This window comes from Cellulomonas sp. 73-92 (genome assembly GCF_001898175.1).
Taxonomy (GTDB): domain Bacteria; phylum Actinomycetota; class Actinomycetes; order Actinomycetales; family Cellulomonadaceae; genus Cellulomonas.
The window spans coordinates 83,406-105,492 of the sequence record NZ_MKTH01000024.1 but is presented as its reverse complement, the minus strand read 5'-3'; the positions used below and the strand labels follow the sequence as shown (position 1 = coordinate 105,492).

Annotated in this window: 33 protein-coding genes, 2 tRNA genes and 1 riboswitch; of the genes, 16 read left to right on the top strand and 19 right to left on the bottom strand. The window is 72.9% G+C overall.

Annotated elements, in window-relative coordinates; genetic code table 11:
* The 10 genes from BGO37_RS15910 to BGO37_RS15865 all read right to left on the bottom strand — a co-directional run.
* A partial coding sequence (locus BGO37_RS15910) for a hypothetical protein (protein WP_291756490.1) occupies positions 1-191 on the bottom strand: 191 nt, incomplete at its 3' end.
* Complete coding sequence (locus BGO37_RS15905) at positions 188-1,213, bottom strand: hypothetical protein (protein WP_291756489.1); 1,026 nt, start codon at positions 1,211-1,213, stop codon at positions 188-190. The genes BGO37_RS15910 and BGO37_RS15905, both read right to left, overlap by 4 nt.
* 152 nt (positions 1,214-1,365) lie before the next feature.
* Entirely contained in the window at positions 1,366-1,527 is a 162-nt protein-coding gene (locus tag BGO37_RS15900) for a hypothetical protein (RefSeq protein WP_291756487.1), read from the bottom strand.
* Positions 1,524-1,745 carry a hypothetical protein gene (locus tag BGO37_RS15895; RefSeq protein ID WP_291756485.1) on the bottom strand — a complete coding sequence of 74 codons (222 nt, stop codon included), beginning with the start codon at positions 1,743-1,745 and terminating at the stop codon, positions 1,524-1,526. Before BGO37_RS15895 ends, BGO37_RS15900 begins: the two co-directional genes overlap by 4 nt.
* Entirely contained in the window at positions 1,742-1,909 is a 168-nt protein-coding gene (locus tag BGO37_RS15890) for a hypothetical protein (protein WP_291756484.1), read from the bottom strand. Before BGO37_RS15890 ends, BGO37_RS15895 begins: the two co-directional genes overlap by 4 nt.
* 88 nt (positions 1,910-1,997) lie before the next feature.
* The gene (locus tag BGO37_RS15885; protein ID WP_291756483.1) at positions 1,998-2,447 is read right to left on the bottom strand and encodes an HNH endonuclease; all 450 of its coding nucleotides are present in this window, start codon (positions 2,445-2,447) and stop codon (positions 1,998-2,000) included.
* Complete coding sequence (locus BGO37_RS15880; RefSeq protein ID WP_291756482.1) at positions 2,444-2,614, bottom strand: hypothetical protein; 171 nt, start codon at positions 2,612-2,614, stop codon at positions 2,444-2,446. The genes BGO37_RS15885 and BGO37_RS15880 overlap by 4 nt, the downstream gene beginning before the upstream one ends.
* Positions 2,611-2,874, bottom strand: a complete 264-nt coding sequence (locus BGO37_RS15875) for a hypothetical protein (RefSeq protein WP_291756480.1) — start codon at positions 2,872-2,874, stop codon at positions 2,611-2,613. The genes BGO37_RS15880 and BGO37_RS15875 overlap by 4 nt, the downstream gene beginning before the upstream one ends.
* Positions 2,871-3,077, bottom strand: a complete 207-nt coding sequence (locus tag BGO37_RS15870) for a hypothetical protein (protein ID WP_291756478.1) — start codon at positions 3,075-3,077, stop codon at positions 2,871-2,873. The genes BGO37_RS15875 and BGO37_RS15870 overlap by 4 nt, the downstream gene beginning before the upstream one ends.
* Positions 3,074-3,313, bottom strand: coding sequence for a helix-turn-helix transcriptional regulator (locus tag BGO37_RS15865; RefSeq protein WP_291756476.1), 240 nt, complete (start codon positions 3,311-3,313; stop codon positions 3,074-3,076). The genes BGO37_RS15870 and BGO37_RS15865 overlap by 4 nt, the downstream gene beginning before the upstream one ends.
* Before the next feature lie 104 nt (positions 3,314-3,417).
* Here BGO37_RS15865 and BGO37_RS17875 point away from each other — a divergent pair, with 104 nt between their 5' ends.
* Complete coding sequence (locus BGO37_RS17875) at positions 3,418-3,726, top strand: helix-turn-helix domain-containing protein (RefSeq protein WP_367188121.1); 309 nt, start codon at positions 3,418-3,420, stop codon at positions 3,724-3,726.
* On the opposite strand, the gene BGO37_RS15860 is transcribed toward BGO37_RS17875, so the two are convergent.
* Positions 3,688-3,760, bottom strand: a tRNA-Asn gene (locus BGO37_RS15860). The two genes, BGO37_RS17875 and BGO37_RS15860, sit on opposite strands and share 39 nt — an antisense overlap.
* Before the next feature lie 69 nt (positions 3,761-3,829).
* On the bottom strand, positions 3,830-4,345 hold the full coding sequence (locus BGO37_RS15855; protein ID WP_291756473.1) for a hypothetical protein: 516 nt from the start codon (positions 4,343-4,345) through the stop codon (positions 3,830-3,832).
* A 40-nt stretch (positions 4,346-4,385) separates the two neighbouring features.
* Between BGO37_RS15855 and BGO37_RS15850 the strand changes: the two genes are divergently transcribed.
* The 7 genes from BGO37_RS15850 (at position 4,386) to BGO37_RS15820 (ending at position 9,061) form a co-directional block, all read left to right on the top strand.
* Positions 4,386-4,459: transfer RNA gene (locus tag BGO37_RS15850), tRNA-Ile, on the top strand.
* Between the two features lie 113 nt (positions 4,460-4,572).
* Entirely contained in the window at positions 4,573-5,751 is a 1,179-nt protein-coding gene (locus tag BGO37_RS15845; protein WP_291756471.1) for an IS481 family transposase, read from the top strand.
* Positions 5,752-5,937: 186 nt separating this feature from the next.
* Positions 5,938-6,012, top strand: a riboswitch (cyclic di-GMP riboswitch).
* 16 nt (positions 6,013-6,028) lie between these two features.
* Entirely contained in the window at positions 6,029-6,244 is a 216-nt protein-coding gene (locus BGO37_RS15840) for a BldC family transcriptional regulator (RefSeq protein WP_291756470.1), read from the top strand.
* A gap of 81 nt (positions 6,245-6,325) precedes the next feature.
* Positions 6,326-6,817 (top strand): peptide deformylase, encoded by a 492-nt coding sequence (gene def, locus BGO37_RS15835; RefSeq protein WP_291756468.1) that lies wholly within the window; start codon positions 6,326-6,328, stop codon positions 6,815-6,817.
* Positions 6,818-6,967: 150 nt separating this feature from the next.
* A complete protein-coding gene (locus BGO37_RS15830) occupies positions 6,968-7,468 on the top strand; it encodes a DUF3145 domain-containing protein (protein ID WP_291756466.1) in 501 nt (166 codons plus the stop codon).
* Positions 7,469-7,553: 85 nt separating this feature from the next.
* A complete protein-coding gene (locus BGO37_RS15825) occupies positions 7,554-8,129 on the top strand; it encodes an NADPH-dependent F420 reductase (protein ID WP_291756464.1) in 576 nt (191 codons plus the stop codon).
* Between the two features lie 53 nt (positions 8,130-8,182).
* Positions 8,183-9,061, top strand: a complete 879-nt coding sequence (locus BGO37_RS15820) for a VOC family protein (RefSeq protein ID WP_291756834.1) — start codon at positions 8,183-8,185, stop codon at positions 9,059-9,061.
* A 47-nt stretch (positions 9,062-9,108) separates the two neighbouring features.
* On the opposite strand, the gene BGO37_RS15815 is transcribed toward BGO37_RS15820, so the two are convergent.
* The 5 genes from BGO37_RS15815 to BGO37_RS15795 form a co-directional block, all read right to left on the bottom strand.
* On the bottom strand, positions 9,109-10,353 hold the full coding sequence (locus tag BGO37_RS15815) for a beta-ketoacyl synthase (RefSeq protein WP_291756463.1): 1,245 nt from the start codon (positions 10,351-10,353) through the stop codon (positions 9,109-9,111).
* 102 nt (positions 10,354-10,455) lie between these two features.
* On the bottom strand, positions 10,456-10,704 hold the full coding sequence (locus BGO37_RS15810) for an acyl carrier protein (RefSeq protein WP_291756461.1): 249 nt from the start codon (positions 10,702-10,704) through the stop codon (positions 10,456-10,458).
* 69 nt (positions 10,705-10,773) lie between these two features.
* Entirely contained in the window at positions 10,774-11,781 is a 1,008-nt protein-coding gene (locus tag BGO37_RS15805; protein WP_291756458.1) for a beta-ketoacyl-ACP synthase III, read from the bottom strand.
* The gene (locus BGO37_RS15800; RefSeq protein ID WP_291756455.1) at positions 11,778-12,722 is read right to left on the bottom strand and encodes an ACP S-malonyltransferase; all 945 of its coding nucleotides are present in this window, start codon (positions 12,720-12,722) and stop codon (positions 11,778-11,780) included. The genes BGO37_RS15805 and BGO37_RS15800 overlap by 4 nt, the downstream gene beginning before the upstream one ends.
* 78 nt (positions 12,723-12,800) lie before the next feature.
* Positions 12,801-14,054: a CdaR family transcriptional regulator gene (locus BGO37_RS15795; protein WP_291756454.1), complete on the bottom strand. Its 1,254-nt coding sequence runs from the start codon at positions 14,052-14,054 to the stop codon at positions 12,801-12,803.
* A gap of 113 nt (positions 14,055-14,167) precedes the next feature.
* On the opposite strand from BGO37_RS15795, the gene BGO37_RS15790 reads away from it, so the two are divergent.
* Entirely contained in the window at positions 14,168-14,854 is a 687-nt protein-coding gene (locus BGO37_RS15790) for a hypothetical protein (RefSeq protein ID WP_291756453.1), read from the top strand.
* A gap of 129 nt (positions 14,855-14,983) precedes the next feature.
* Here the strand turns inward: BGO37_RS15790 and aceE are convergent, their stop codons facing one another.
* Positions 14,984-17,731 carry a pyruvate dehydrogenase (acetyl-transferring), homodimeric type gene (gene aceE, locus BGO37_RS15785; protein ID WP_291756451.1) on the bottom strand — a complete coding sequence of 916 codons (2,748 nt, stop codon included), beginning with the start codon at positions 17,729-17,731 and terminating at the stop codon, positions 14,984-14,986.
* 225 nt (positions 17,732-17,956) lie between these two features.
* Here aceE and BGO37_RS15780 point away from each other — a divergent pair, with 225 nt between their 5' ends.
* Genes BGO37_RS15780 through BGO37_RS15770 form a run of 3 tightly spaced genes read left to right on the top strand, consistent with a single transcriptional unit; the run spans position 17,957 to position 19,527 of the window.
* Complete coding sequence (locus tag BGO37_RS15780; protein WP_291756450.1) at positions 17,957-18,376, top strand: DUF3052 domain-containing protein; 420 nt, start codon at positions 17,957-17,959, stop codon at positions 18,374-18,376.
* Positions 18,377-18,398: 22 nt separating this feature from the next.
* Positions 18,399-18,869 carry a peroxiredoxin gene (locus BGO37_RS15775; RefSeq protein WP_291756448.1) on the top strand — a complete coding sequence of 157 codons (471 nt, stop codon included), beginning with the start codon at positions 18,399-18,401 and terminating at the stop codon, positions 18,867-18,869.
* Positions 18,870-18,903: 34 nt separating this feature from the next.
* The gene (locus tag BGO37_RS15770; protein WP_291756446.1) at positions 18,904-19,527 is read left to right on the top strand and encodes an FMN-dependent NADH-azoreductase; all 624 of its coding nucleotides are present in this window, start codon (positions 18,904-18,906) and stop codon (positions 19,525-19,527) included.
* Between the two features lie 29 nt (positions 19,528-19,556).
* Here the strand turns inward: BGO37_RS15770 and BGO37_RS15765 are convergent, their stop codons facing one another.
* Positions 19,557-19,910, bottom strand: a complete 354-nt coding sequence (locus BGO37_RS15765) for an antibiotic biosynthesis monooxygenase (RefSeq protein WP_291756442.1) — start codon at positions 19,908-19,910, stop codon at positions 19,557-19,559.
* Between the two features lie 154 nt (positions 19,911-20,064).
* Between BGO37_RS15765 and BGO37_RS15760 the strand changes: the two genes are divergently transcribed.
* The 4 genes from BGO37_RS15760 to BGO37_RS15745 all read left to right on the top strand — a co-directional run bounded on the left by BGO37_RS15760 (position 20,065) and on the right by BGO37_RS15745 (position 22,017).
* Positions 20,065-20,271 carry a hypothetical protein gene (locus tag BGO37_RS15760; protein ID WP_291756440.1) on the top strand — a complete coding sequence of 69 codons (207 nt, stop codon included), beginning with the start codon at positions 20,065-20,067 and terminating at the stop codon, positions 20,269-20,271.
* Positions 20,271-20,543 carry a hypothetical protein gene (locus tag BGO37_RS15755; protein WP_291756438.1) on the top strand — a complete coding sequence of 91 codons (273 nt, stop codon included), beginning with the start codon at positions 20,271-20,273 and terminating at the stop codon, positions 20,541-20,543. The genes BGO37_RS15760 and BGO37_RS15755 overlap by 1 nt, the downstream gene beginning before the upstream one ends.
* 92 nt (positions 20,544-20,635) lie before the next feature.
* Positions 20,636-21,484 carry a site-specific integrase gene (locus BGO37_RS15750; RefSeq protein WP_291756436.1) on the top strand — a complete coding sequence of 283 codons (849 nt, stop codon included), beginning with the start codon at positions 20,636-20,638 and terminating at the stop codon, positions 21,482-21,484.
* The gene (locus BGO37_RS15745; RefSeq protein WP_291756434.1) at positions 21,481-22,017 is read left to right on the top strand and encodes a hypothetical protein; all 537 of its coding nucleotides are present in this window, start codon (positions 21,481-21,483) and stop codon (positions 22,015-22,017) included. Before BGO37_RS15750 ends, BGO37_RS15745 begins: the two co-directional genes overlap by 4 nt.
* The last annotated feature ends 70 nt before the right edge of the window (positions 22,018-22,087 follow it).

Genomic DNA, 22,087 nt, shown 5'->3' with positions numbered 1-22,087 from the left:
GGCCGCCGAGCCAGCGTGATCCCTGCCGGGGAGAGGAACCCGGCCAGGCTCGCCGCGTCGTGCAGGTCGAGCGTGATGCTCCCGTTCACCTCGAGCTCGAACGCGGCAAGCTCTCCGCGGTCGTCCAACACCTGCAGGACGGACAGCCGGCGCCCCGTGGCGTCTCGCACCGACATCGTCGAACTGTTCATCGTGGTGCCCTTCTCGTGAGGGCCGCCCGGGCGGCCTTGAACGCGGCGAATCCCGCGCTGTCCTGCACCGGCGGCCGGCGCTCGGCCGCGGCGTCGTCGTCGGCCCGCGCCTGCAGCTGCGCGGCGATCCGGGCCCGGGCCGCGGCCAGCCGACGAGCCGCCGGCGCGGTCATCGGGTCGCCGGCCTCGTCGCGCCACGCGGCGAGCCGGTGCTCGAGCCAGTGCGCGGCCGCGCCGCGGCGCGGGTCGGGGTCGATGCCGGTCGCGGCGGTGTGCGGCCAGCGGGTGCCGTCCGGCCGCCAGTCGATCGCTTCGACCAGGTCGCTGGTCGTCCATCCGGCCAACGCGAAGTCCCGCAGGATCGCCGCCACGTAGCTCGTGCTCAGCGTGGCCAGGATCGGCACGCGGGAGGCGACCTGCCCGGCTTGCGCCTTGCGCCTCTCGAGGCGCAGTGCTCGCGTGGACCGCCCCGGCAGCCGGACAACCGTCCGGTCGGCCAGCTCGAGCTGGACCGCGCCGGCGTCAGCCGGCCATGGGTGAGGGCCGCGCAGCGGCTCCGAAGAGTCGTTCGCGGTCTCGCGCGCACGCATGGGTTCGTCTACAACCGGCAGGGGTGCCGATGGGGTCTCACTTTCGTCCACAGGCGCGACGGCCTGCAGCGGGGAGGGGACCGCCAGCACGTAGACCGCGGCGTCGCCCTGGCCGTGTAGCGACTCGACGGTCTGGCACCCGGCCGACCGGCCCGAGGCCACCACGCCGAGCAGGCCGGCGCGGCGTAGCCGCAGCAGCACCCGGCCGATCGTGGCCCGCGACAGGCCCGTCTGTGACGTCAGGACGGGCCAGGTGGGCCGGGTGGTCATCGTCGTCCAGTCGGCCCGCCACGCGAGCTGCTGGGCCACCTGGCGCACGTTCGCGAGGGCATCCGCGCGTAGGGCCGCCAGGGCGGGGGCGGCGGCGACCGCGTCGAGCCACGCCTTCTGCGAGCTCGAGCGCACCGTGCCCGGCGGCAGGGCGTCGATCACCCGCCACGGCTTGCGCTCACCTGCCCGGCCGAGGCGCTGCCGGAACGCCTGGCCGGCCTTCCGCTCCCGCCACGGCAGGCGACGCGGGCACGCCGAAGAGCCGCCCGAGAGCGGCTCAAGGATGTCTGAGAGTGCGGCGACGTCGCGCGGCGTCACCGAGCCCTACGCGCCGCAGCGCGCCACTCGACGACACGGACAACGGCCGGCGCCAGGGCCAGCGCGCCGTAGAGCAGCGCACCGTCCAGCATGGCCGTCAGCAGCTCGAGCACGAGCTCGCGGCGTGGCGGCCGCGGCGCGGCGTGCCGACCGCTCACAGCGCGTGCGTGGCGTGGATCGCGATGCCCATGTCAGCTCCGGCGTTGAGCACCTGGAGCACCTCACGGGCGTCGATCAGGTACGGCGAGCCCTGCGGGATCTTGCCCTTGCGCTCGAGCTCCTCGTATGCCCGGCAGCGCTCCGTCAGGAGCTCGTTGAGCGCGGCGATGACGTTCGCGCACAGCTGCACCTGCTCGAGCGCCTCGGCGGCCTTCATCGGGTCGCCAGCCAGCCGAGCAGCAGGCCCGTCAGGAAGCAGGCGACGAGCCAGGTGGCCAGCGCGGGTCGGCGCTTGATCCGGCGGGACAGCAGTCGGCTCACGCCGTCGCGCTGCTGCTCGGTGTGCTCGACGTACTCGTGCACGAGCCGCTCGACGTTCACCGGGCCACCCACCAGTCGGCCAGCAGGATCGAGCCCGGCAGCGCCAGGGCCAGCGCCCAGGTGAGGAGGTTGTCGAGGATGCGGCGGGTCATGCGACGGCCCACCCGGCCAGCGCTTCGTCGAGCTCCTCGTCGGTCAGGGGCACGTAGTCGTCGGGTGCGGGTTCGTCGCCAGGGATGGACCAGAGCACGCGGCTTCCGCAGCGCGCGGCGAAGACGGGGTGACGGCCGGAGTTGAGGGACTTGGACAGCCACCGCAGGTTGCTGACGTGGTTGTTCGTCGGGTCGCCGTCGATGTGGTCGACGTCGTGCGGCTCGAACGACGGCGCCGGCCCCAGGAAGGCGGCGGCGACGAGGCGGTGCACGAGGCGGTTTCGGCCGCTGCGCCCGAGGTGCGCCTTGCGGTACCGGCCGGACTTGCCGGCTGGGGTCTGCGCCAGGATGTGCCCCGTGCGCGCGTTGCGGACGTGGCCGGCGTCGGAGACTTCGTAGGTCGGGTGCCCGACGACGGGCCGCCACTGCTCGATCGCGGCGCTCATGCCCACACCAGCTGCGGGGTGCCGTCGATGGTCACGACGGCCGCCTTCTCGCGGATCAGGGGCATGCCCCAGCGGCTGTCCTTCGTGTGCGCGTCGGCGTCGACGAGCATCTCGATGAACAGCCGTTCGATGATGGTCTTGCGGATCTTGCGCAGCTTCTCGTTCACGCGATCCCCTCCGGGTCGAACAGCGGCACCGCGTAGGCCTCCGGCTGCTGCTCCGGCTGGCGCCCCAGCTGGCCCGCGCAGCGCATGCACTCGACCGTCGTGATGTCGGTGGTGTTGCCCAGCCGCCGGCTGGGAGGCATGACGTGCGCGAGGTAGCGATCCCCGCGCGCGATGCGGCAGCCGCGTCCGTCGCAGCGCATGACCTTGCGAGCGATCAGCACGCTCGTGACGGACCGGGGGATGGTGGACGCGGCGTTCATGGCAGCAGCCCGTGGAACGGGGCCGGCACCGCGCCGCGGCGGTGCGCGTCGACGTGGTGCGCCCGCTCGAGGTCGACGAGCTCGCGCACGTTCGGCGCCGTGTGCCAGGAGCACTCCCGGCACACCGCCGCGACGAGGCGGCCCATGCCGGGCATCGGCGTGACCGTGATGCTCGGGTCAGCGATCTGCGGGCCCGCGCTCACGAGGCGACCTCGGCGAGAGTCGGCGCCGGCGCCTCGAGCAGCTGCTCCACCGGCACGGCGAGGAAGTCGGCGATCGCGCGAAGCTCAGGCTCGCGCAGCGGGGTGCGGCCGCGAAGGCGATCCGATACCGCGCTCTGCGTCAGGCCCAGCTCTCGCGCGAGGTCGGTCTGCGACACATCGCGCTGTCTCATGAGTGCACGGATGATGACGGCTGCGCCGGCGGGGGAGTTGTGCACGAGGGAGAGATTTATCGCGTGACGCGATTGCCGTCAAGATGTCACCCGGCGTGTCGTCATCTCAGCCGTAGCGGAAATATCGGCTCAGCCGATAACCTCGCGCCATGAGCACAGCACTTCCGTCGCCAGCGATGGACTCGCTCGCCGAGCGGGTCGCCGCGAACATCCGCGCTGAGGCCGGCCGCCGGCGTGTCACTCAGACGGAACTCGCGAGGGCGCTGGGCGTCAGCCAGTCAATCGTTTCGCTGCGGTGGCGAGCCCGGCGCGAATGGTCCCTGAGTGAGATCGAGGTCGTGGCCCGTTATCTGCGGACCACGACCTCGGTCTTGCTCACCGGGACGCCCGCGAGGGGCCGCGGAGAGGGGGAGCGTGAGCTCCCCCGGCTGGACTCGAACCAGCAACCCTCCGATTAACAGTCGGATGCTCTGCCAATTGAGCTACGGGGGATCGCGGTCAGCCCTCAGGGGCGTTCCGACGGGAAACTGTAGCAGCCGATCGAGGGCCTCCGGACGCCCGTCAGGCCGGCAGACCGGCCGCATCGCGGACCGCGGCCTCCGCCTTCGCGAGCGCCGCGGCGACCTCCGGATCCCTCGGATCGACCGCCGCCGTGCCGAGGGTCTGGGTGAACAGCAGGCCGTCCGGCCCCCGGCGCAGTGCCACCTGTGCCTGGCCGCCGCCGGGGAGCGCCACCGTCACGGCGTGCACCACCGACTGCTGGACGCGGTCGCGGAAGGTCCGGGCGAAGCGTCGGGCGTCGGCGTCGTCGGGCAGCGTCACGGCCCGACGCGTTCCGGACACCCACCACACGGTCAGGGTGCGGCTCGTGGGGTCCAGCGAGCCGCGGTCGACGTCGCACCAGGGCGTGGCGGCCTCCGGCGTGGCGGCGTCCTCCGCGAGGAGGTGGAACGCGCGGAGCGTGGCCACCGCCCAGCCGCCGCCGTCCAGGTGCACCCCGGCCAGGACGCTGTCGCCGTGGGGGAGGTCGAGGCGGGTCGTCACGTCGGCGGGGAGGCGGTGGCTGAAGCGCGGCACGGCCGTCCACCGTACTCGCTGCCGATACCCTGGCGGCGCCGGGGCAGTAGCTCAGCCGGTCAGAGCAGCGGACTCATAATCCGTCGGTCGCGGGTTCAAGCCCCGCCTGCCCCACCTGGATGGTGTGTGGTTCCGCCTGATGTTGGACGTTTGAGGTTCGGCTGAGGGTTGACGGGGTTCCGGTTGATGGTTGACACCGGTTCCGGTTGATCGTTGACGCTCCCTGGATGAGGGAGCTGAGCGTGGCTGAGCAGCGGTACAAGGCGGTGCTGGCGGTCGTTGCGGATGGTCGCATGATCACCGAGGTGGCGGCGTCGTGGGGGGTCTCGCGTCAGACGTTGCATGGGTGGTTGGCCCGCTATGAGGACGGCGGGTTGGAGGGGCTGGCCGATCGTTCGCATCGGCCGGCGAGCTGTCCGCATCAGATCGATCCGGATGCCGAGGTGGCGGTCTGGGAGATGCGGCGGGCCCATCGAGGGTGGGGGCCGACGCGGATCGTCTACGAGCTGGGCCGCCGGGGCGTGGTGGTGTCCCGGTCGGGGGTCTATCGGGCGTTGCGTCGGGCTGGGCTGATCGACCCGTCTGCGCATCGGCGTCGCCAGGAGCACTGGCGCCGGTGGGAGCGGGGCCGGGCGATGGAGCTGTGGCAGATGGACGTGGTCGGCGGGATCGTGCTGGTCGGCGGGGCGAGCATCAAGTGCCTGACCGGGGTCGACGACCACTCGAGGTTCTGCGTGTGCGCGGCGTTCATGCCGGCCGAGCGCACCCGGTTCGTCTGCGACGCGCTGGTCGCGGCCCTGGACCGGTACGGGGTGCCTGAGCAGATCTTGACCGACAACGGCAAGGTCTTCACCGGCCGGTTCGGGCACCCGCCGGTGGAGGTGCTGTTCGACGCGATCTGCCGCCGCAACGGGGTCGAGCACCTGCTGACCACACCACGGTCGCCGACCACGACCGGCAAGATCGAGCGGTTCCACCGCAGCCTGCGCGCCGAGTTCGGCACAGGCCGGCAGTTCGCGACGCTGGAGCGTGCGCAAGCCGCCCTGGACGAGTGGGTCGCGTTCTACAACACCGACCGCCCGCACCAGTGGCTGGAGATGGCCACACCCGCCTCCCGGTTCCTTACCGGCGGGCCCCGCCCGCCGGCCAGCACCCCGGACCGCACCGGGCCGGAATGGGTCGCCCGCAAGGTCTCGGCTGTCGGGGTGGTCTGCGTGTCCTGGCAGCAGGTCTCGGTCGGCACGCACCATGCCGGGGAACGCTGCGACGCGCTCGTCGGCCCCGACACCCTGCAGTTCTGGATCGGCAACGAGCTGCTACGCACCGCCCGGCGCACCAGCAGCGGACCGGTCCGCAAGAAGCGACCGGAAGGAGGTGCACCGGTCAAGACCCGACAGGCACACTGACCACCAAGAGCGTCAAAGATCAACCGGAACTCAGGCGTCAGCCATCAACCGGAACCCGACAGCCCCACCTGGATGGTCCCAACGGCCGTCGATCCGCCGGAAACCGGCGATTTCACCCGCTCGCGAAACAGACATTCCCGGGCACTTCTTGTCCCATGGCACCCAAACGGGGCATAGTGCCAACGTCAGCGACAACGGCAAACCCGCCGCGAGGCGGGGACGCAAAGCCACGGGACCCCTTGGGTCAGCCGAGCTACCGAACGACAGGAGTTCTGAAATGGCACCGACCCCCCACACCGCGCTCTCGCAGGGTCCTCTGCTCACGCCCGGCGAGGTTGCGGTCCTGTTCCGGGTCGACCCCAAGACGGTCACGCGCTGGGCGCAGGCCGGCAAGCTCTCGACCGTGCGGACCCTCGGCGGCCACCGCCGGTTCCACGAGGACGAGGTGCGCCAGCTGCTGGGTGACGTCCCGCAGCAGCGGATGAGCGACTGAGCTTCGCAACGAGTCGACGCCGGCGGGCTGGTCCCGCCGGCGTCCCCGTGTCCGGACCCTTCTCCATGGGAGGATCGGCCCATGGCCATGCGTGAGATCCGTGTCGTCGGCGACCCCGTGCTGCGCACGCCGTGCGACCCCGTCACCACGATCGACGACCGGGTGCGCTCGCTCGTCGACGACCTGCTCGAGACCGTCGACGCCGACGGCCGCGCGGGCCTGGCCGCCAACCAGATCGGCGTCAGCCTGCGGGCGTTCTCCTGGAACATCGACGACGAGATCGGGTACGTGCTCAACCCCGTCATCGTCGAGCTGTCCGACGAGGAGTACCAGGACGACGACGAGGGCTGCCTGTCCGTCCCGGGCCTGTGGTTCCCGACCCGCCGCTCGTGGTACGCCCGCGTCGTCGGCGAGGACCTCGAGGGCAAGGAGGTCGTCGTCGAGGGCACCGGGCTCATGGCGCGGGCCTTGCAGCACGAGGTCGACCACCTCGACGGCCACCTGTACCTCGACCGCCTGGAGCGCTCCGTGCGCAAGAAGGCGATGAAGGCCATCCGCGAGCAGCTCGGCTGATCGCCGCCGACGTGAGACGCGCCCGCCCGCGTGCTGGCGCGTCGGCCGCTCGTCGGGCATCCTGAGTACCGCACGCCGCGTGCGCCACGTGCTCCTGGCTGGGCAGAGGTCGTTGGGGAAGACGAACCTCGGACCACTACGGAGGACGACATGGCCGGTGCCATCACCCGCGGTGTTCTTTTCGTGCACTCAGCGCCCCGTGCGCTGTGCCCGCACGTCGAATGGGCGGCCGGCAACGTGCTCGGCGTGCGCGTCGCGATGGACTGGACCGTGCAGCCTGCCGGGGCCGGCTTCTACCGCGCCGAGCTCTCGTGGCAGGGCGCGCAGGGGACCGGTGCCAAGCTGGCCTCGGCGCTGCGCGGCTGGGCGCACCTGCGCTACGAGGTGACGGAGGAGGCCAGCCACGGCGCGGACGGCTCGCGCTGGAGCCACACGCCGGAGCTCGGCATCTTCCACGCCGCCACGGACGTGCACGGCAACGTCGTCGTGCCCGAGGACCGCATCCGTGCCGCGCTGCAGTTCGCCGACGACCCGCTGCGCCTGCGCGAGGAGCTCGACCTGGCGCTGGGCCAGGCATGGGACAACGAGCTCGAGCCCTTCCGCTACGCCGGCGCGGGCGCGCCCGTGCGCTGGCTGCACCGGGTCGGGTAGCGCCACTGGTTGCATCTTCAACTAACTCGTCGTAGAGTCCGCGGTTGTAGGTACAACCAAAGGCGAGACGACGAGGGTGGTCACGATGGCACGGTTCAGCATCATCGGCACGGGCAGCATGGCGAACGCGATCGGCGGCCTGCTGGCCGACGGCGGCAACGACGTGACGTACGTCCCGCGCGCCGAGGTGGGCGCCAAGGAGCTGGGCGACGTGGTCGTCCTCGCGCTGCCGTACGGCGCGGTCGAGGGCGTCCTCGCCGCGTACGGCGACGCGTTCGACGGCAAGGTCGTCGTCGACATCACCAACCCCGTCAACTTCGAGACCTTCGACTCGCTCGTGGTGCCCGCCGGCAGCTCCGCGGCCGCGCAGATCCAGGCCAAGCTCCCGAACAGCTCGGTGCTCAAGGCCTTCAACACGACCTTCGCCGCCACGCTGACCACGAAGAAGGTCGGCGACCTGGCCACGACGGTGCTCATCGCCGGCGACGACGCGACTGCCAAGGCCACGCTGGCGGCGGCGGTGGAGGCCGGCGGCGTCCGTGCGCTGGACGCCGGCTCGCTGGCGCGCGCGCACGAGCTGGAGTCGATCGGCTTCCTGCAGATCGGCCTCGCCGCGGGCGGCGCCATCGCGTGGACCGGCGGCTTCGGGCTGGTGCGCTGAGCCGGAACGGGGGTGGGACGGTGGACGAGCGCGTCATCAGCGCGGCGGCGGGGATGGGCGCGCCGACCCTGCGCGTCGGTGACCTCGAGCTGATGTCCTCGTACTACGAGGAGGCCCTGGTCTTCGAGCCCCTCGAGGAGCGCGTCGTCGACGGCCTGGTGCACCGGGTCCTGGGCCGGGGAGCCACGCCGCTGCTGCGGCTGGTGCACACCCCGGACCTCCCGGTCGCCGGGCCCCACCAGGCGGGCCTGTTCCACAACGCCTTCCTCTTCGACGACGAGGCGAGCCTGTCCGCGACCGTGCTGCGTGCCGCACAGGACCCGCGGAGCCGGTTCGCCGGTTCCGCGGACCACCTGGTCAGCGAGGCGTTCTACTTCACCGACCCCGAGGGCAACGGCGTGGAGCTCTACCGCGACCGCCCGCGCGAGCAGTGGGTGTGGGAGGAGGGCTCGGTCCGGATGGACACCATCGGGCTCGACCCGAACGCGTACCTCCGCAGCCACGTGAGCCAGGACGCGCTCGCGGCCGGCGCCGGGCTCCCCGGCACGGTCGGGCACGTCCACCTGCAGGTGGGCGACCTCGCGGCGGCGAGGGCGTTCTACGTCGACGCGATCGGCTTCGAGGCGACCCTCAGCGACTTCCCCGGGGCTCTCTTCGTGTCGGCGGGCGGGTACCACCACCACCTCGCGATGAACGTCTGGAACAGCCGCGGCGCGGGGCCGCGGGCGGCGAGCCTCGGGCTGGCGCAGGTCGCGGTCACCGTGCCCGGCCGCGAGGACCTCGACGCGGTCACCGGGCGCCTGCGGGCCGCCGGCGTCCCCTACGCCGACGACGCGCGGTCGGTCACGGCGCGCGACCCCTGGGACACGCTGGTGACGGTCGCGCTCGACGGCGCGACGGTGGACGACCTGCTCGAGGCGCCGGCACGCTGACCGACCACACCCTCGCCTCGCGCCGATCCCCGGGCGAGGGCGTGGTCTCAGGCGCTCGTCACGACCAGCGCGACGTTGTGCCCGCCGAACCCGAACGAGTTGTTGATCGCCGCGACGTCGCCGGCCGGCAGCTGCCGCGGGGTGTCCCGCACGAGGTCGAGGACGAGCTCGGGGTCGGGGTTCGCGACGTTGATCGTCGGTGGCGCCATGCGCTCCTGCACGGCCAGGACCGTGAGGATCGTCTCCAACGCGCCGGCGCCGCCGAGCAGGTGGCCGGTCATCGACTTCGTCGCCGACAGGGCGACGCGGTCGGCGTCGTCGCCCAGCACGGCCCGCACGGAGCGCGCCTCGATGAGGTCGCCCACCACGGTCGACGTCGCGTGCGCGTTGAGGTGGACCACGTCGCGGGCGGCGACGCCGGAGTCGGCCAGCGCCGCGCGCATCGCGCGGATCTGCCCGTCGCCGCTCGGCTCGGGGGACGTGATGTGGTAGCCGTCCGCGGACAGGCCGACGCCGGCGATCCGGGCGTAGACGCGCGCCCCGCGGGCAGCGGCGTGGGCGGCGCTCTCGAGCACGACGATCCCCGCGCCCTCGCCGAGGACGAAGCCGTCGCGGTCGACGTCGTACGGCCGGGAGGCGCCCGCCGGGTCGTCGTTGCGCAGCGACAGCGTGCGCGACGCCGCGAACGCGCCGATGGGCATCGGGTGGATGCAGGCCTCGGTGCCGCCGGCGACGACGACGTCCGCGCGCCCGGCGCGGATCATGTCGACCGCGTAGCCGATCGCCTCGGAGCCGGAGGCGCAGGCGGAGACCAGGGCATGCGCGCCCGCACGGGCGTGCAGCTCGAGCGACACGTAGGCGACGGGGGAGTTGGGCATGAGCATGGGCACCGTCATCGGCAGCATGCGCCGGGCGCCCTTCTCGCGCAGCGTGTCCCAGCCGTCCAGCGTCGTCTGGATGCCGCCGATGCCCGACGAGACGACGGCGCCGAGGCGCTCGGGGTCGACCTCGGGGGCGCCGGCGTCGGCCCACGCCTCGCGGGCCGCGACGATCGCATACTGCGCGGACGGGTCCATCCGCTTGACCTCGGGGACGGTCAGCACCTCGGCGGCCGGCACCGCGAGCGTCGCGGCGAAGGTGACCGGCAGGCCGTAGCGCTCGACCCACTCCGGGTCGAAGGGCCGGGCGCCGGAGGCGCCGGCCAGGGCCGCGGTCCAGGTGGAGCGCACGTCACCGCCGAGCGGTGAGGTGGCCCCGAGCCCGGTGACGACGACGTCGGTGGTTCCGGTCATGGTGCTCCTCGAGGGCTGATGGGGTGGGCGCGCTGACCTGGGCCGGGTGGGTCGGGTGGACCGGGGCGCCGGCGGCGCAGGACGCGCCGCCGGCCGCCGGTGTCAGGACTGGGCGCCCGCGATGAAGCTCACCGCGTCGGCGACCGTGGTGAGGTTCTTCACCTCGTCGTCCGGGATCGTGACGGAGAACTTGTCCTCGGCCAAGGTCACGATCGTCATCATCGACAGGGAGTCGATGTCGAGGTCGTCGGTGAAGGACTTCTCCGGCAGCACGGTCTCGGCGGGCAGGCCGGTCTCCTCGCTGACGATCTCGGCCAGGCCGGCCAGGATCTCCTGCTCGCTGTACGCCATTCGGGTGTCTCCTTGGGGATCGGTGGGGCGGGTCGGTCGGAACGCTACCGTCCGGTCGTCGGGCGGCTGCTACGGGAGGGCGACCACCTGGGCCGCGTAGACGAGGCCGGCGCCGAACCCGATCTGCAGCGCCAGCGCGCCAGGCTCGACGAGGCCCTCGCGGCGCAACCGCTCGGTGGCCAGGGGGATCGAGGCGGCGGACGTGTTGCCGGTGTCCGCGATGTCGCGGCCGACGACCACCGTCTCGGGCAGCTTCAGCTGCTTGATCATCTGGTCGATGATCCGCATGTTCGCCTGGTGCGGGATGAACGCGTCGATCTGGTCGGCGGTCACCCCGGCGGCGTCGAGCGCGCGCTGCGCCACCGGTGCCATCTGCCACACGGCCCACTTGAAGACCGTCGGGCCCTCCTGGCGCAGGGTCGGCCACCCGAGGGACGGGTCGTCGCGCCACTGCAGCCACGAGTGCGTCTGGCGGATCGCCTGCGCCTGGGCGCCGTCGGAGCCCCACACGGTGGGGCCGATGCCGGGAGTGTCCGAGGGGCCGATGACGACCGCGCCGGCGCCGTCGCCGAGCAGGAACGAGATCGACCGGTCGGTCGGGTCGACGTAGTCGCTCATCTTCTCGGCGCCGACGACCAGCACGTGGCGAGCGCTCCCGGAGCGGACGAGCGCGTCGGCCTGGCCGATGCCGTAGCAGTACCCGGCGCACGCGGCCGAGATGTCCCACGCCGCGGCGGGGGTGGCGCCGATCCGGTCGGCCACGATGGCGGCGGCGGACGGCGTCTGGTGCGGATAGGTGACGGTCGAGATGATGACGGCGTCGATGTCCGCGCCGGTCAGGCCCGCGTCCTTGATCGCGGCCTCCGCGGCCCCGGTGGCCAGCGCGAGCAGGTCCGTGTCCGCACCGGCGCGCCGACGGGTGACGATCCCGGTGCGCTGCCGGATCCACTCGTCGGAGGAGTCGATGGGGCCGGCGATGTCGTCGTTGGTCACCACGATCTCGCCCCGCACGCCGCCGAGCCCGAGGATCCGGGTGTGGGCGGGGCCGGTCGCCTGCCGCAGGGTGGGACGGGTCACGGCTGGTCCTCCTGGTTCGTCGTGGGCACGGACGTGCCGGAATGCCGGGCGGCGAGGTCGCGTGCGGCATCGAGGTCGGCCGGGCTCTTGAGGGCGACGCGCTCGACGTCGGGCAGCACGCGTCGCGCCAACCCTGCCAGGACGCCACCGGGAGCCAGCTCGAGCAGCCCGGTGACGCCGAGCGAGGCCATCGTCTCCTGGACGAGGTCCCAGCGCACCGGCCGGGCGACCTGCTGCACGACGAGGTCGATGGCCTGCGCCCCCGTCGCGACCGGGGTGCCGTCCGCGTTGGTCAGCAGCGTCACGCGTGGGTCGGCGGGCGTCACGCCGGCCGCCGCGTCGCGCAGGACGTCGACCGCGGGAGCCATGACGTCCGTGTGGAACGCGCCCGCGACCTGCAGCGGGATCACCTTGGCCCGGGTGGGTGGCGCCGCCGCGAGCTCGGCGAGCGCGTCCAGCGTGCCCGCCGCGACCACCTGGCCGCCGCCGTTGACGTTGGCGGGCGTGAGCCCGAGCTCTGCCAGGCGGGCGAGGACCTCGTCGGGATCCCCACCGAGCACCGCGCTCATCCCGGTGGGCACGCGCGCAGCGGCCTCGGCCATCGCGCGACCGCGCAGCGCGACGAGACGCAGGGCCGTGCGGTCGTCGAGCACCTCGGCCAGGGCCAGCGCGCCGAGCTCGCCGACGGAGTGGCCCGCGACCACGTCGGGTGCAGCACCCAGCGCGCGCGCCGAGGCGAGCGCGCTCGCGACGAGCAGCGGCTGGGCCACGGCGGTGTCGCGGATCTCGTCGGCATCGGCGGTGGTGCCCAGGCGGGCGAGGTCGAGACCGCTGACCTCGGAGAGCTCGCCGAGGGTGTGGGCGACGCCGGGGACCTCGAGCCATGGCGCGAGCATCCCGGGAGTCTGGGCGCCCTGACCCGGGCAGACGACCGCAAGCACCCGACCACTCTGCCTTTCGCGTGCCCGGCGCCCGGGTGGCGCCACCGACGAGGTTGTCCGAGGGACCTTGTCGCAGTCCTACAAAGGCCCTGGCCCGGCAGCGGCCGCGCCGTCGAGCCTGCCGAGGGCGAGCGCGGTCTGCAGCACGTAGCAGTCGCGCGCGTCGAGGGGGTCCCATCCGGTGACGTCGCTGACGCGGCGCAGCCGGTAGCGCACCGTGTTGGGGTGCACGTACAGGGCGCGCGCGGCGGCCTCGAGCGAGCGGCCCGTGCCGAGGTACGCCTCGAGCGTCTCGAGCAGCGCCCCGGTGCTGGCGGCCAGCGGCGCGTACGCGCGTGCGACGAGCTGGGTCCGGGCGGCCGGGTCGCCGACGAGGACCCGCTCGGGGAGCAGCTCGTCCGCGGGGACGGGGCGCGGCGCGTGCGCCCATGCCGGCGCGGCGAGCAGGCCGGCCAGCGCCGCCCGCGCGGAGCGGGCGCACTCGACGAGGTCGCGGGCGGGCGGGCCGACGACCACGGGGCCGGGACCGAACCGCGGCACGATGGCCGTGACCGCGGGGGCCAGGTCCCCGGTGCCGCGCAGGAAGACGAGCAGCCGGTCGCCCTGGATGCCGATGAGGACGTCCGCCTCGCGGCGGGTGGCACGCCGCAGGTCGCTCGAGCGCCGGGGGTCGAGGCCGCCGTCCGTGGTCCCCGCGACGACGAGCATGGTGTCGCCGTGCGACCAGCCCAGCGCCGCCACGCGCGAGCGCAGGGAGTCGTCGACGTCGCCCCTCACGAGCGCGTCGACGACGAGCGCCTCGAGCCGGGCGTCCCACGCGCCGCGCACCTCGGCGGCACGGGCGTAGACCTCGGCGGCGGAGAACGCCACCTCGCGGCTGTAGCGGAGCACCGCCTCGCGCAGCGCACGCTCCTCGCCGGGGGCCGCCAGCTGCTCGCTGTGCGTCTCGACCACGTCGACGCCGATGCGGACCAGCTGCAGCGTGTGCTGCAGGGAGATGGAGCGCGTCAGCTCGGGGGGTGCGCCGGAGAAGATCTCGCCCGCCCCGGCGGGCGCGCGCGTCGGGTCCGTGAACCAGTCGACGAACGCGGTGATGCCGGCCTGCGCGACGAGTCCCACCCACGACCGGTCCTCGGCCGGCAGGCCGCGGTACCACTCGAGGTCGGTCTCCAGGCGGCGCATCGTCGCGGCGGCGAGGTCGCCCGCCGCGCCCTTCACGCGCTTCTGCGTCTCGGCGCTCGTCTCGGGGGACGGTGCCACGTGCGGGCCCGGCGCCGGGTGGCGCTCCGGGCGGCTGTGCTCGCGTGCGGCCCGCGGCTCGGTGGTCGCCATGGGGGGAGCATACGCACCCCGTTGTGGAGACTCGACAAAACGCCGCGGGTGCCGCGGAGCACCGGGCGCGCTCCGGCGGGTTGGGACCGGGATGACTCGGCTATGGTCGTGACATGGCACTTCTGCCACGACTGCGTCAACTGATCCGGCGCCCGACCTCCGCGTCCAAGGTCGGTGCGCGCCGGCCGACGTCCGCGAAGCCGCGCGGCGACACCCTCCACGAGGACGCCCTGCGCTCGATGCTGGCGGACGACCCCAACAACGAGCGGGCGTTCCGCGCGCTGGCCGAGATCGTCCGGCGCCGCGCGGGCGACCAGTTCGACGAGCACGACCCGCTGGCTGCGCCGGCGGACGAGAAGGAGCGCGAGCAGGCCGAGAACCTGGCCGTGTGGGCGCTGGCGGAGGAGTTCGCGGGCAACCCGAGGGGCTGGTACCCGCTGGTCGAGCTGGCCCGCCTCTCGGTGCACGACGACCACGACGCCGCGCTGCGGCGGCTGGTGACCGCCGCCGAGCGCGATCCGTCCGGGCGTGCCCTGGCCGCCGGCCTGGAGCTGCTGCGCGAGGCGGACATGCCGGTCGAGGCGCTCGGCCTGGGGGTCGGGCACTGGCGGGCGCGGGAGCACGACCCCGAGGTCGCCCGCCACCTGGTCAACGCCGCCCTCGAGGCGGGCCGGCCGCTGGAGGCCAAGCAGTACCTGACGGCCCTCGGCGAGCGCGACGACGCCGCGCAGCTCATGCCGCTGCGGGCGGAGCTCGCCAAGACGATCGCCGACGCCGAGCACCCCGTCCCCGGCGCCTGAGCCCCGGGCGTCGGTCCGCCGGCGCCCGCTCCGCCGGCACTGCTCAGCGCTCGGTGGAGCGAGATGACATCGACACGCCGAAGGCGGCCGTCATCTCGCTCCACCGAGCCCCTCAACGTGGGCGTGGGGTCAGGAGTCGCCGCCCGCGACGCCGGAGGTGCCGGCGTTGACGTCGTACAGGCGGTACTTCTCGATGGCCTGGCCCGGCACCGACGGGTCGAGGCGACCCTCCGCGACGAGCTGCTCCAGCACCCGCACGACGACCGACGCGCCGTCGATGTGGAAGTACCGGCGGGCCGCGGCGCGCGTGTCGGAGAAGCCGAAGTCGTCGGCGCCCAGCGTGTCGAAGCGACCGGGCACCCACTTGCGGACCTGGTCGGCGACGAGGTGGTTGTAGTCCGTCGTCGCGACGAAGGGACCCTCGGCCCCGGCGAGCTTCGCCGTGAGGTACGCCGTCGGCGTCTCCTCACCCGGACGGAGGAAGGCCGCCTCGTCGGCCGCGAGCCCGTCGCGACGCAGCAGGGACCAGCTGGTGACCGACCACACCGCCGCGCGCACGCCCCAGTCGGCGGCGAGCAGCTCCTGCGCCTCGAGCGCCCAGGGCACCGCCACGCCCGACGCGAGGATCTGGGCCCGCGGCCCGTCGCCCTCGGCGGGGGACAGCAGGTAGATGCCCTTCCGGATGCCCTCGACGTCGACGTTCTCCGGCTCCGCGGGCTGCGGCATCGGCTCGTTGTAGACCGTGAGGTAGTAGATGACGTTCGGGTCGCGCCCGTCGGAGCCGTCGCCGTACATCCGCTCGAGCCCGTCCTTGACGATGTGACGGATCTCGTACCCGTACGCCGGGTCGAAGTGGACGACGTGCGGCATGGCGGCCGCGGCCAGCGGCGAGTGGCCGTCGGCGTGCTGCAGTCCCTCGCCGGTCAGCGTGGTGCGGCCCGCGGTGGCCCCGATGAGGAAGCCGCGCGCCATCTGGTCGCCGGCCGCCCAGAACTGGTCACCCGTCCGCTGGAACCCGAACATCGAGTAGTAGAAGTAGAACGGGATGAGCGGCTCGCCGTGCGTGGCGTAGGACGTCCCGACCGACTGGAACACCGAGGCCGACCCGGCCTCGTTGATCCCCATGTGCATGATCTGGCCGGACTCGGACTCCCGGTAGGAGAGCATGAGGTCGGCGTCGACCGGCGTGTAGTGCTGGCCGAGGGTGTTGAAGATCTTCGCGCTGGGGAAGATCGCGTCCAGGCCGAAGGTGCGGGCCTCGTCGGGCACGATCGGCACGATCCGCTTGCCGATCTCGGGGTCCTTGACCAGGTCCTTGAAGAGCCGCACCAGGGCCATGGTCGTCGCCACCGGCTGCGTGCCGGAGCCCTTGGCCAGGCCCGCGTAGACCTTGTCCTCGGGCAGCGTCAGCGGCTTGAACGTCGAGCGTCGCTCGGGCAGGTAGCCGCCGAGCTTGCGCCGTCGGTCGAGGGCGTAGGCCACCGCCTCGTCGTCGGGCCCCGGGTTGTAGTACGGCGGCAGGTACGGGTTCTCCTCGAGCTGCGCGTCCGTGAACGGCAGCTGGAGCGTGTCGCGCAGCTGCTTGAGGTCGTCGACCTTCATCTTCTTCATCTGGTGCGTCGCGTTGCGGCCGGCGAAGTGCGAGCCCAGCGCGTAGCCCTTGATGGTGTGGGCGAGGATGACGGTCGGCTGGCCGGTGTGCTCCCGGGCCGCCTTGTAGGCCGCGTACACCTTGCGGTAATCGTGGCCGCCGCGCTTGAGCGCCCAGATCTCGTCGTCGGTCATGTGCTCGACGAGCCGCGCGGTGCGGGGGTCCCGCCCGAAGAAGTGCTCGCGGACGTAGGCGCCGTCGTTGGCCTTGAAGGTCTGGAAGTCGCCGTCGGGCGTGGTGTTCATGAGGTTGACGAGCGCGCGGTCCTTGTCCGCGTTGAGCAGCACGTCCCACTCGCGGCCCCAGATGACCTTGATGACGTTCCACCCGGCGCCGCGGAAGAAGGCCTCGAGCTCCTGGATGATCTTGCCGTTGCCGCGCACCGGCCCGTCGAGGCGCTGCAGGTTGCAGTTGACGACGAACGTCAGGTTGTCGAGGTTCTGCTGCGCCGCCTGCTGCAGCATGCCGCGGCTCTCCGGCTCGTCCATCTCGCCGTCGCCGAGGAACGCCCAGACGTCCTGCTGGCTGGTGTCCTTGATGCCGCGGTTGTGCAGGTACTTGTTGGTCCAGGCCTGGTAGATGGCCGACGAGGGGCCGAGACCCATCGAGACGGTCGGGAACTCCCAGAAGTCGGGCAGCAGCCGCGGGTGCGGGTACGAGGGCAGGCCGCCGCCCGGGTTGGACTGCTCCTGGCGGAAGCCGTCCATCTGCTGCTCGGTGAGCCGGCCCTCGAGGAAGGCCCGGGCGTAGACGCCGGGGGAGGCGTGGCCCTGGAAGTAGACCTGGTCGCCGCCGCCCGGGTGGTCCTTGCCGCGGAAGAAGTGGTTGAGGCCCACCTCGTAGAGCGTCGCCACCGACGCGTACGACGAGAGGTGGCCGCCCACCGCGATGTGCGGCCGCTGGGCGCGCTGCACCATGACGGCGGCGTTCCAGCGGATCATGCGGCGGAAGCGGCGCTCGATGCCCTCGTCACCGGGGAAGTAGGGCTCGTTGTGCACCGCGATGGTGTTGACGTACGGGGTGTTGAGCGACACCGGGATCGCGACGTTGCGCTGCCGGGCGTGTCGCAGCAGGCTCATCAGGACGTAGCGGGCCCGCGGCCCGCCCTCGGAGTCGATCAGCCCGTCGAGCGACTCGATCCACTCGCCCGTCTCCGCGGGGTCGATGTCGGGTACCTGGCTCAGCAGGCCACCGATGAGTGGGCCGGTCTCGTCGATCGAAGCCACCAGAAGCTCCTTCGGGTTCTCGTGTGTGAAGTGCACCCATTCTCCGACCTTCCTGGGTCGAAAGTCACACGCGGCGGCAGCCGGCGGCCGTGATCTGCGCGACACTCGACGGGCGGGGATGGGCCCCTTGGCGGCGCCAGAGGGCCGCAGGTGGGCTAGCGTCTGCACACATCGAGGCGTCCGGACGATCGGGCGCCGCGTTCCGTATGGGGAGGGAGAGGTCCGGTGTCTGAGACCGCGGACGACGCCGCGCTGGCGGCGGCGCGCCTGGGGTTCACCTCCGGTCAGGTGATCCAGGAGTTCGGGTACGACGACGACGTCGACGAGGACCTCCGGTCGGGGCTGGAGACGGTCACCGGCTCCGCGCTGGTCGACGAGGACTACGACGACGTCACCGACGGCGCCCTCATCTGGTTCCGGGACGACGACGGCGACCTCGCGGACGCGCTCGTCGACGCCCTGACGGTCCTCGACGACAGCGGGCCCATCGTGCTGCTGACGCCGAAGGCCGGACGGCCGGGCCACGTGTCCCACTCCGACATCGAGGAGGCCGCGACGACCGCGGGCCTGCACCCGATGTCGACGTTCGCGGCGGCACCCGAGTGGTCCGCGACCCGCCTGGCGACGCGGGGCCGTGGTCGCTGACGCGGCGGCCTACCCTGACGGGATGGGCGACGTGGTGACCGACCTGGTGATCGGCGCCGCGGCGCCCGACTTCACGCTTCCGTCGACGAGCGGCACCCGTGTCTCGCTCGCCGGGCTGCGGGGCGCTCCGGTGGCGCTCGTCTTCTTCCCGTTCGCCTTCTCCGGCACCTGCACCGGCGAGCTGTGCGAGCTGCGGGACAACATGGCGGACTTCCAGCACGCCGGCGTCCGGCTGCTCGGCGTCTCGTGCGACCCGCCGCACGCCCAGGCAGCGTTCCGGCAGGCCGAGGGCTATCCGTTCGACCTGCTGAGCGACTTCTGGCCGCACGGTGAGGTGTCGCGCCGCTACGGCGTGTTCGACGAGGACGGCGGCCTGGCGATCCGCGGTTCGTTCCTCGTCGACGCCGATGGCATCCTTCGGTGGAGCGTCGTCCACCCGCGGTCGCAGGCGCGCCCGCTGGCCGCGTACCGCGAGGCGCTGTCAGCTCTCTGAGTCGCCCTCGACACCGAAGGTTCGTGACACCACCATGGCGAAGCTGCTCGTCGTCCGCGCCCACCCCCTGACGAGCGAGCTCTCCCGCTCGATGCAGCTGACGGACGAGTTCGTCCGGGTCTACCGGCGGACCCACGCCGCCGACGACGTCCTCGAGCTGAACCTCTACGGGCGCGCCGTCCCCGAGATCGACCTCGACCTGCTGTCGGCGTGGAAGAAGCTCGGCGCCGGCACCCCCTTCGCCCACCTCGACGAGGGCGAGCAGATCAAGGTGACCCTGTTCGACGGGTACACCAGCCAGTTCCTCAACGTCGACAAGGTCGTCGTGGCCAACCCGCTGTGGAACCTCAACGTGCCGACCCGGCTCAAGGCGTGGATCGACACGATCGCGGTGGCCGGGCAGACCTTCCGCTACAACGAGGACGGGGTCGCGGTGGGCCTGGTGCACGGCAAGAAGGCCCTGCACATCCAGACGTCCGGTGGCGTGTTCGAGGGCTACGACCCCGCCTCGATGTACGTCAAGACCATCTTCACGTTCCTCGGGGTGGAGGACTTCCAGCAGGTCTTCGCCGAGGGCATGGACCACGACCCGGAGCACGCCGGCGAGATCGTCGCCGCGGCGCTGGAGCGGGTGCGCGAGGTCGCGGCGGCGTTCTGAGCGGGCGCGGCCGGCTGACGCAGCGCGCGTCAGCGGGGGCCGGCGTCGCCGAACGTGGACGTCGACAGCGTGTAGGCCCGGTGCACGGTGGCGATGCGGACGGCGTAGTCCCGGTACCACTCGCGGCGGCCGCGGTCCTGCGCGGCGAGGTGCTCGACGACGCCCTTCCAGGCCGTGGCCGCGGCCTCGTCCCGCCAGTAGGACACCGTGATGCCGAGGCCCTCTCGGGCGCTCTCGAGCCCGAGGAACCCGGGCTCCCGCGCGGCCAGCCGCTCCATCGCCGCGGCGGTCGCCGCGTAGTCGCGGTCGCCCTCGGTGCGCAGGCTGGTGAAGATCACGGCGGTGTAGGGCGGCTCCGGCGTGCTGGCGATCCCGTCGTCCACGCCGCGAGCGTAACGACCGCTGCTCGGGTGGGCCCGGCCGGTCTCGAACCGACGACCTCCGCGGTGGAAGGTCCACACTTCGCGGCCTGTCCGCGGTGCGGCTGCTGCACGCTCTGCCGCTGAGCGAGGGCTACGAGGTCGGGGCGGCGGCCTGATGGACGCGGAGCCGCTGGTCGAGTCCTGGTGGGTCGTCATGCAGCGCGACGGCGCCGGCGCGTGGCAGCCGCACGCGTCGCGGCCGCGCAGCCGGACCGAGGCCGAGCAGTTCGCCGCCGACCTGAACGTGCTGGGCAGCACCCGCGAGCGCGGCCTGCTGTACGCCGCGGCGTCGGTGACGGTGCTGGCGGAGGCGCACGCCTGATGGGCGGCGGCGACCACAGCGAGTTCCGGGCCTTCGTGGTGCGGATCCTGCGCGCCTACAGCCGGCGAGTGGCGCACGCCGACGTCGAGGACCTCGCCGAGCTGCTCGCGGTGCGCGACGCCGTCGATGAGGCCATCACCCGGGCCGTGGCGGGGTTGCGGGACGCCGGCCGGTCCTGGTCCGAGATCGCCGCCGCCACCGGCACCAGCCGGCAGGCCGTGCAGCAGCGCTACGGCGTGAAGGTCGACGCCGTCTCCGCCCGATCGGCCTAGTCGCCGGGGCGAAGTCCGCGCCGTCCGGTGCACGTGGCCGCTGCTGCGGCCGATGGGTCTGTCCAACCCCCTACCTGGAAGGACGACCGTCCATGTCCGAGATCGACATCTGGGCCGCCAAGATGCGCGCCGAGGGCCTGGCGGAGCGCACCATCAGCGAGCGCGCCCGCATCGTCACCGAGTGCGCGAAGGCGACCGGCAAGCCGGCGACCGGGCTGCTCGAGGAGGACGTCGTCGCCTGGCTGACGACCCCGAGCTTCTCGCCGGGCACCCGGCAGAAGTACTACGGCGCGGTGCACACCTGGTCGAGCCACCTGCAGCGCGCCGGCGTGCGACCCGACGACCCGACCGAGAACCTGCGCAGCCCACGCGTGCCGCGTCGGCAGCCGCGGCCGGTCGCCGACGAGGGCCTGGAGCTCGTGCTCGGCTCGCGGATGCACCACCGCACTCGCGTCATGCTGCACCTCATGGCCTACCAGGGGCTGCGCCGGCACGAGGTCGCCAAGTTCCGCGGCGAGGACATCGACCTGATCGCCGGCACCGTCACCGTGGTCGGCAAGGGCGGCGTGGTCGCGGTCAACCCGCTGCACGAGGTCATCGCCGCCGACGCGGCCAGCATGCCGCGACGCGGCTGGTGGTTCCCCGCCTACCGCGACCCCACCAGCCACGTGCAAGCCCACTCCGTGGGTGGTGTGGTCGCCCGGGCGATCCGCCGGGCCGGCGTCAACGCCACCGGCCACCAGCTGCGGCACTGGTTCGGCACCAGCCTGCTCGGCTCCGGCGTCGACGTGCGCATCGTGCAGGAGCTCATGCGGCACGCCTCGCTGAACACCACCGCGCTGTACACCAAGGTCCACGCCGACCAGCAGCGCGCCGGGCTGGCGCGCCTGCGACCGCTCGCCGAGCAGCCGCACACCACCGAGGTCAGGAAGGCAGCATGAACCACCCGCAGAACCGCCCCCGCACGCACCTCGAGCGGAGCATCATCGCCGTCGTGCGCACACGAACCCTCACCCTCGCCGTCGTCCTGGCTGCCGCGCTGGCGGGATGCTCCGGCAGCCAGACGCCCGCCTCAGCGCCCTCCAGCGGCGCCGCGGCCGATCCGACCAGCTCCGCCGCCAGTTCCCCGCAGCGCGCCAGCAGCGGCCCTACCCAGATCCCGACGAGCGCGGCACCCACCACACCGGCGGCACCCAGCGATCCGCTCGCCGCGGCAGCCGTCAGGATCGGCTGCACCGGCTGGGCCGTCGGCTCGGACATGGCCCCCGGCGTCGACGAGTGGGGCACCTGCACGTTCAACGGCACGAAGGCCCAGCTGTACCTGATCACCTCCGACGCGAACTACAAGACCTTCGTGACGGCCGTGGGCTCCTACGGCATCACCGAGGCGCACATCGTGCGAGCAGGCAATGTCGTCGGGGTCGCCAACGACGGCACCCAGGAAGCCGCCTTCAAGGCCGCCCTGGCCGGCTGAACGCACGAAAGCGGGCCCCCGCCCCACCCGGTGAAGGGGTGAGACGGGGGCCCGCTTCGTTCGTGCGGTG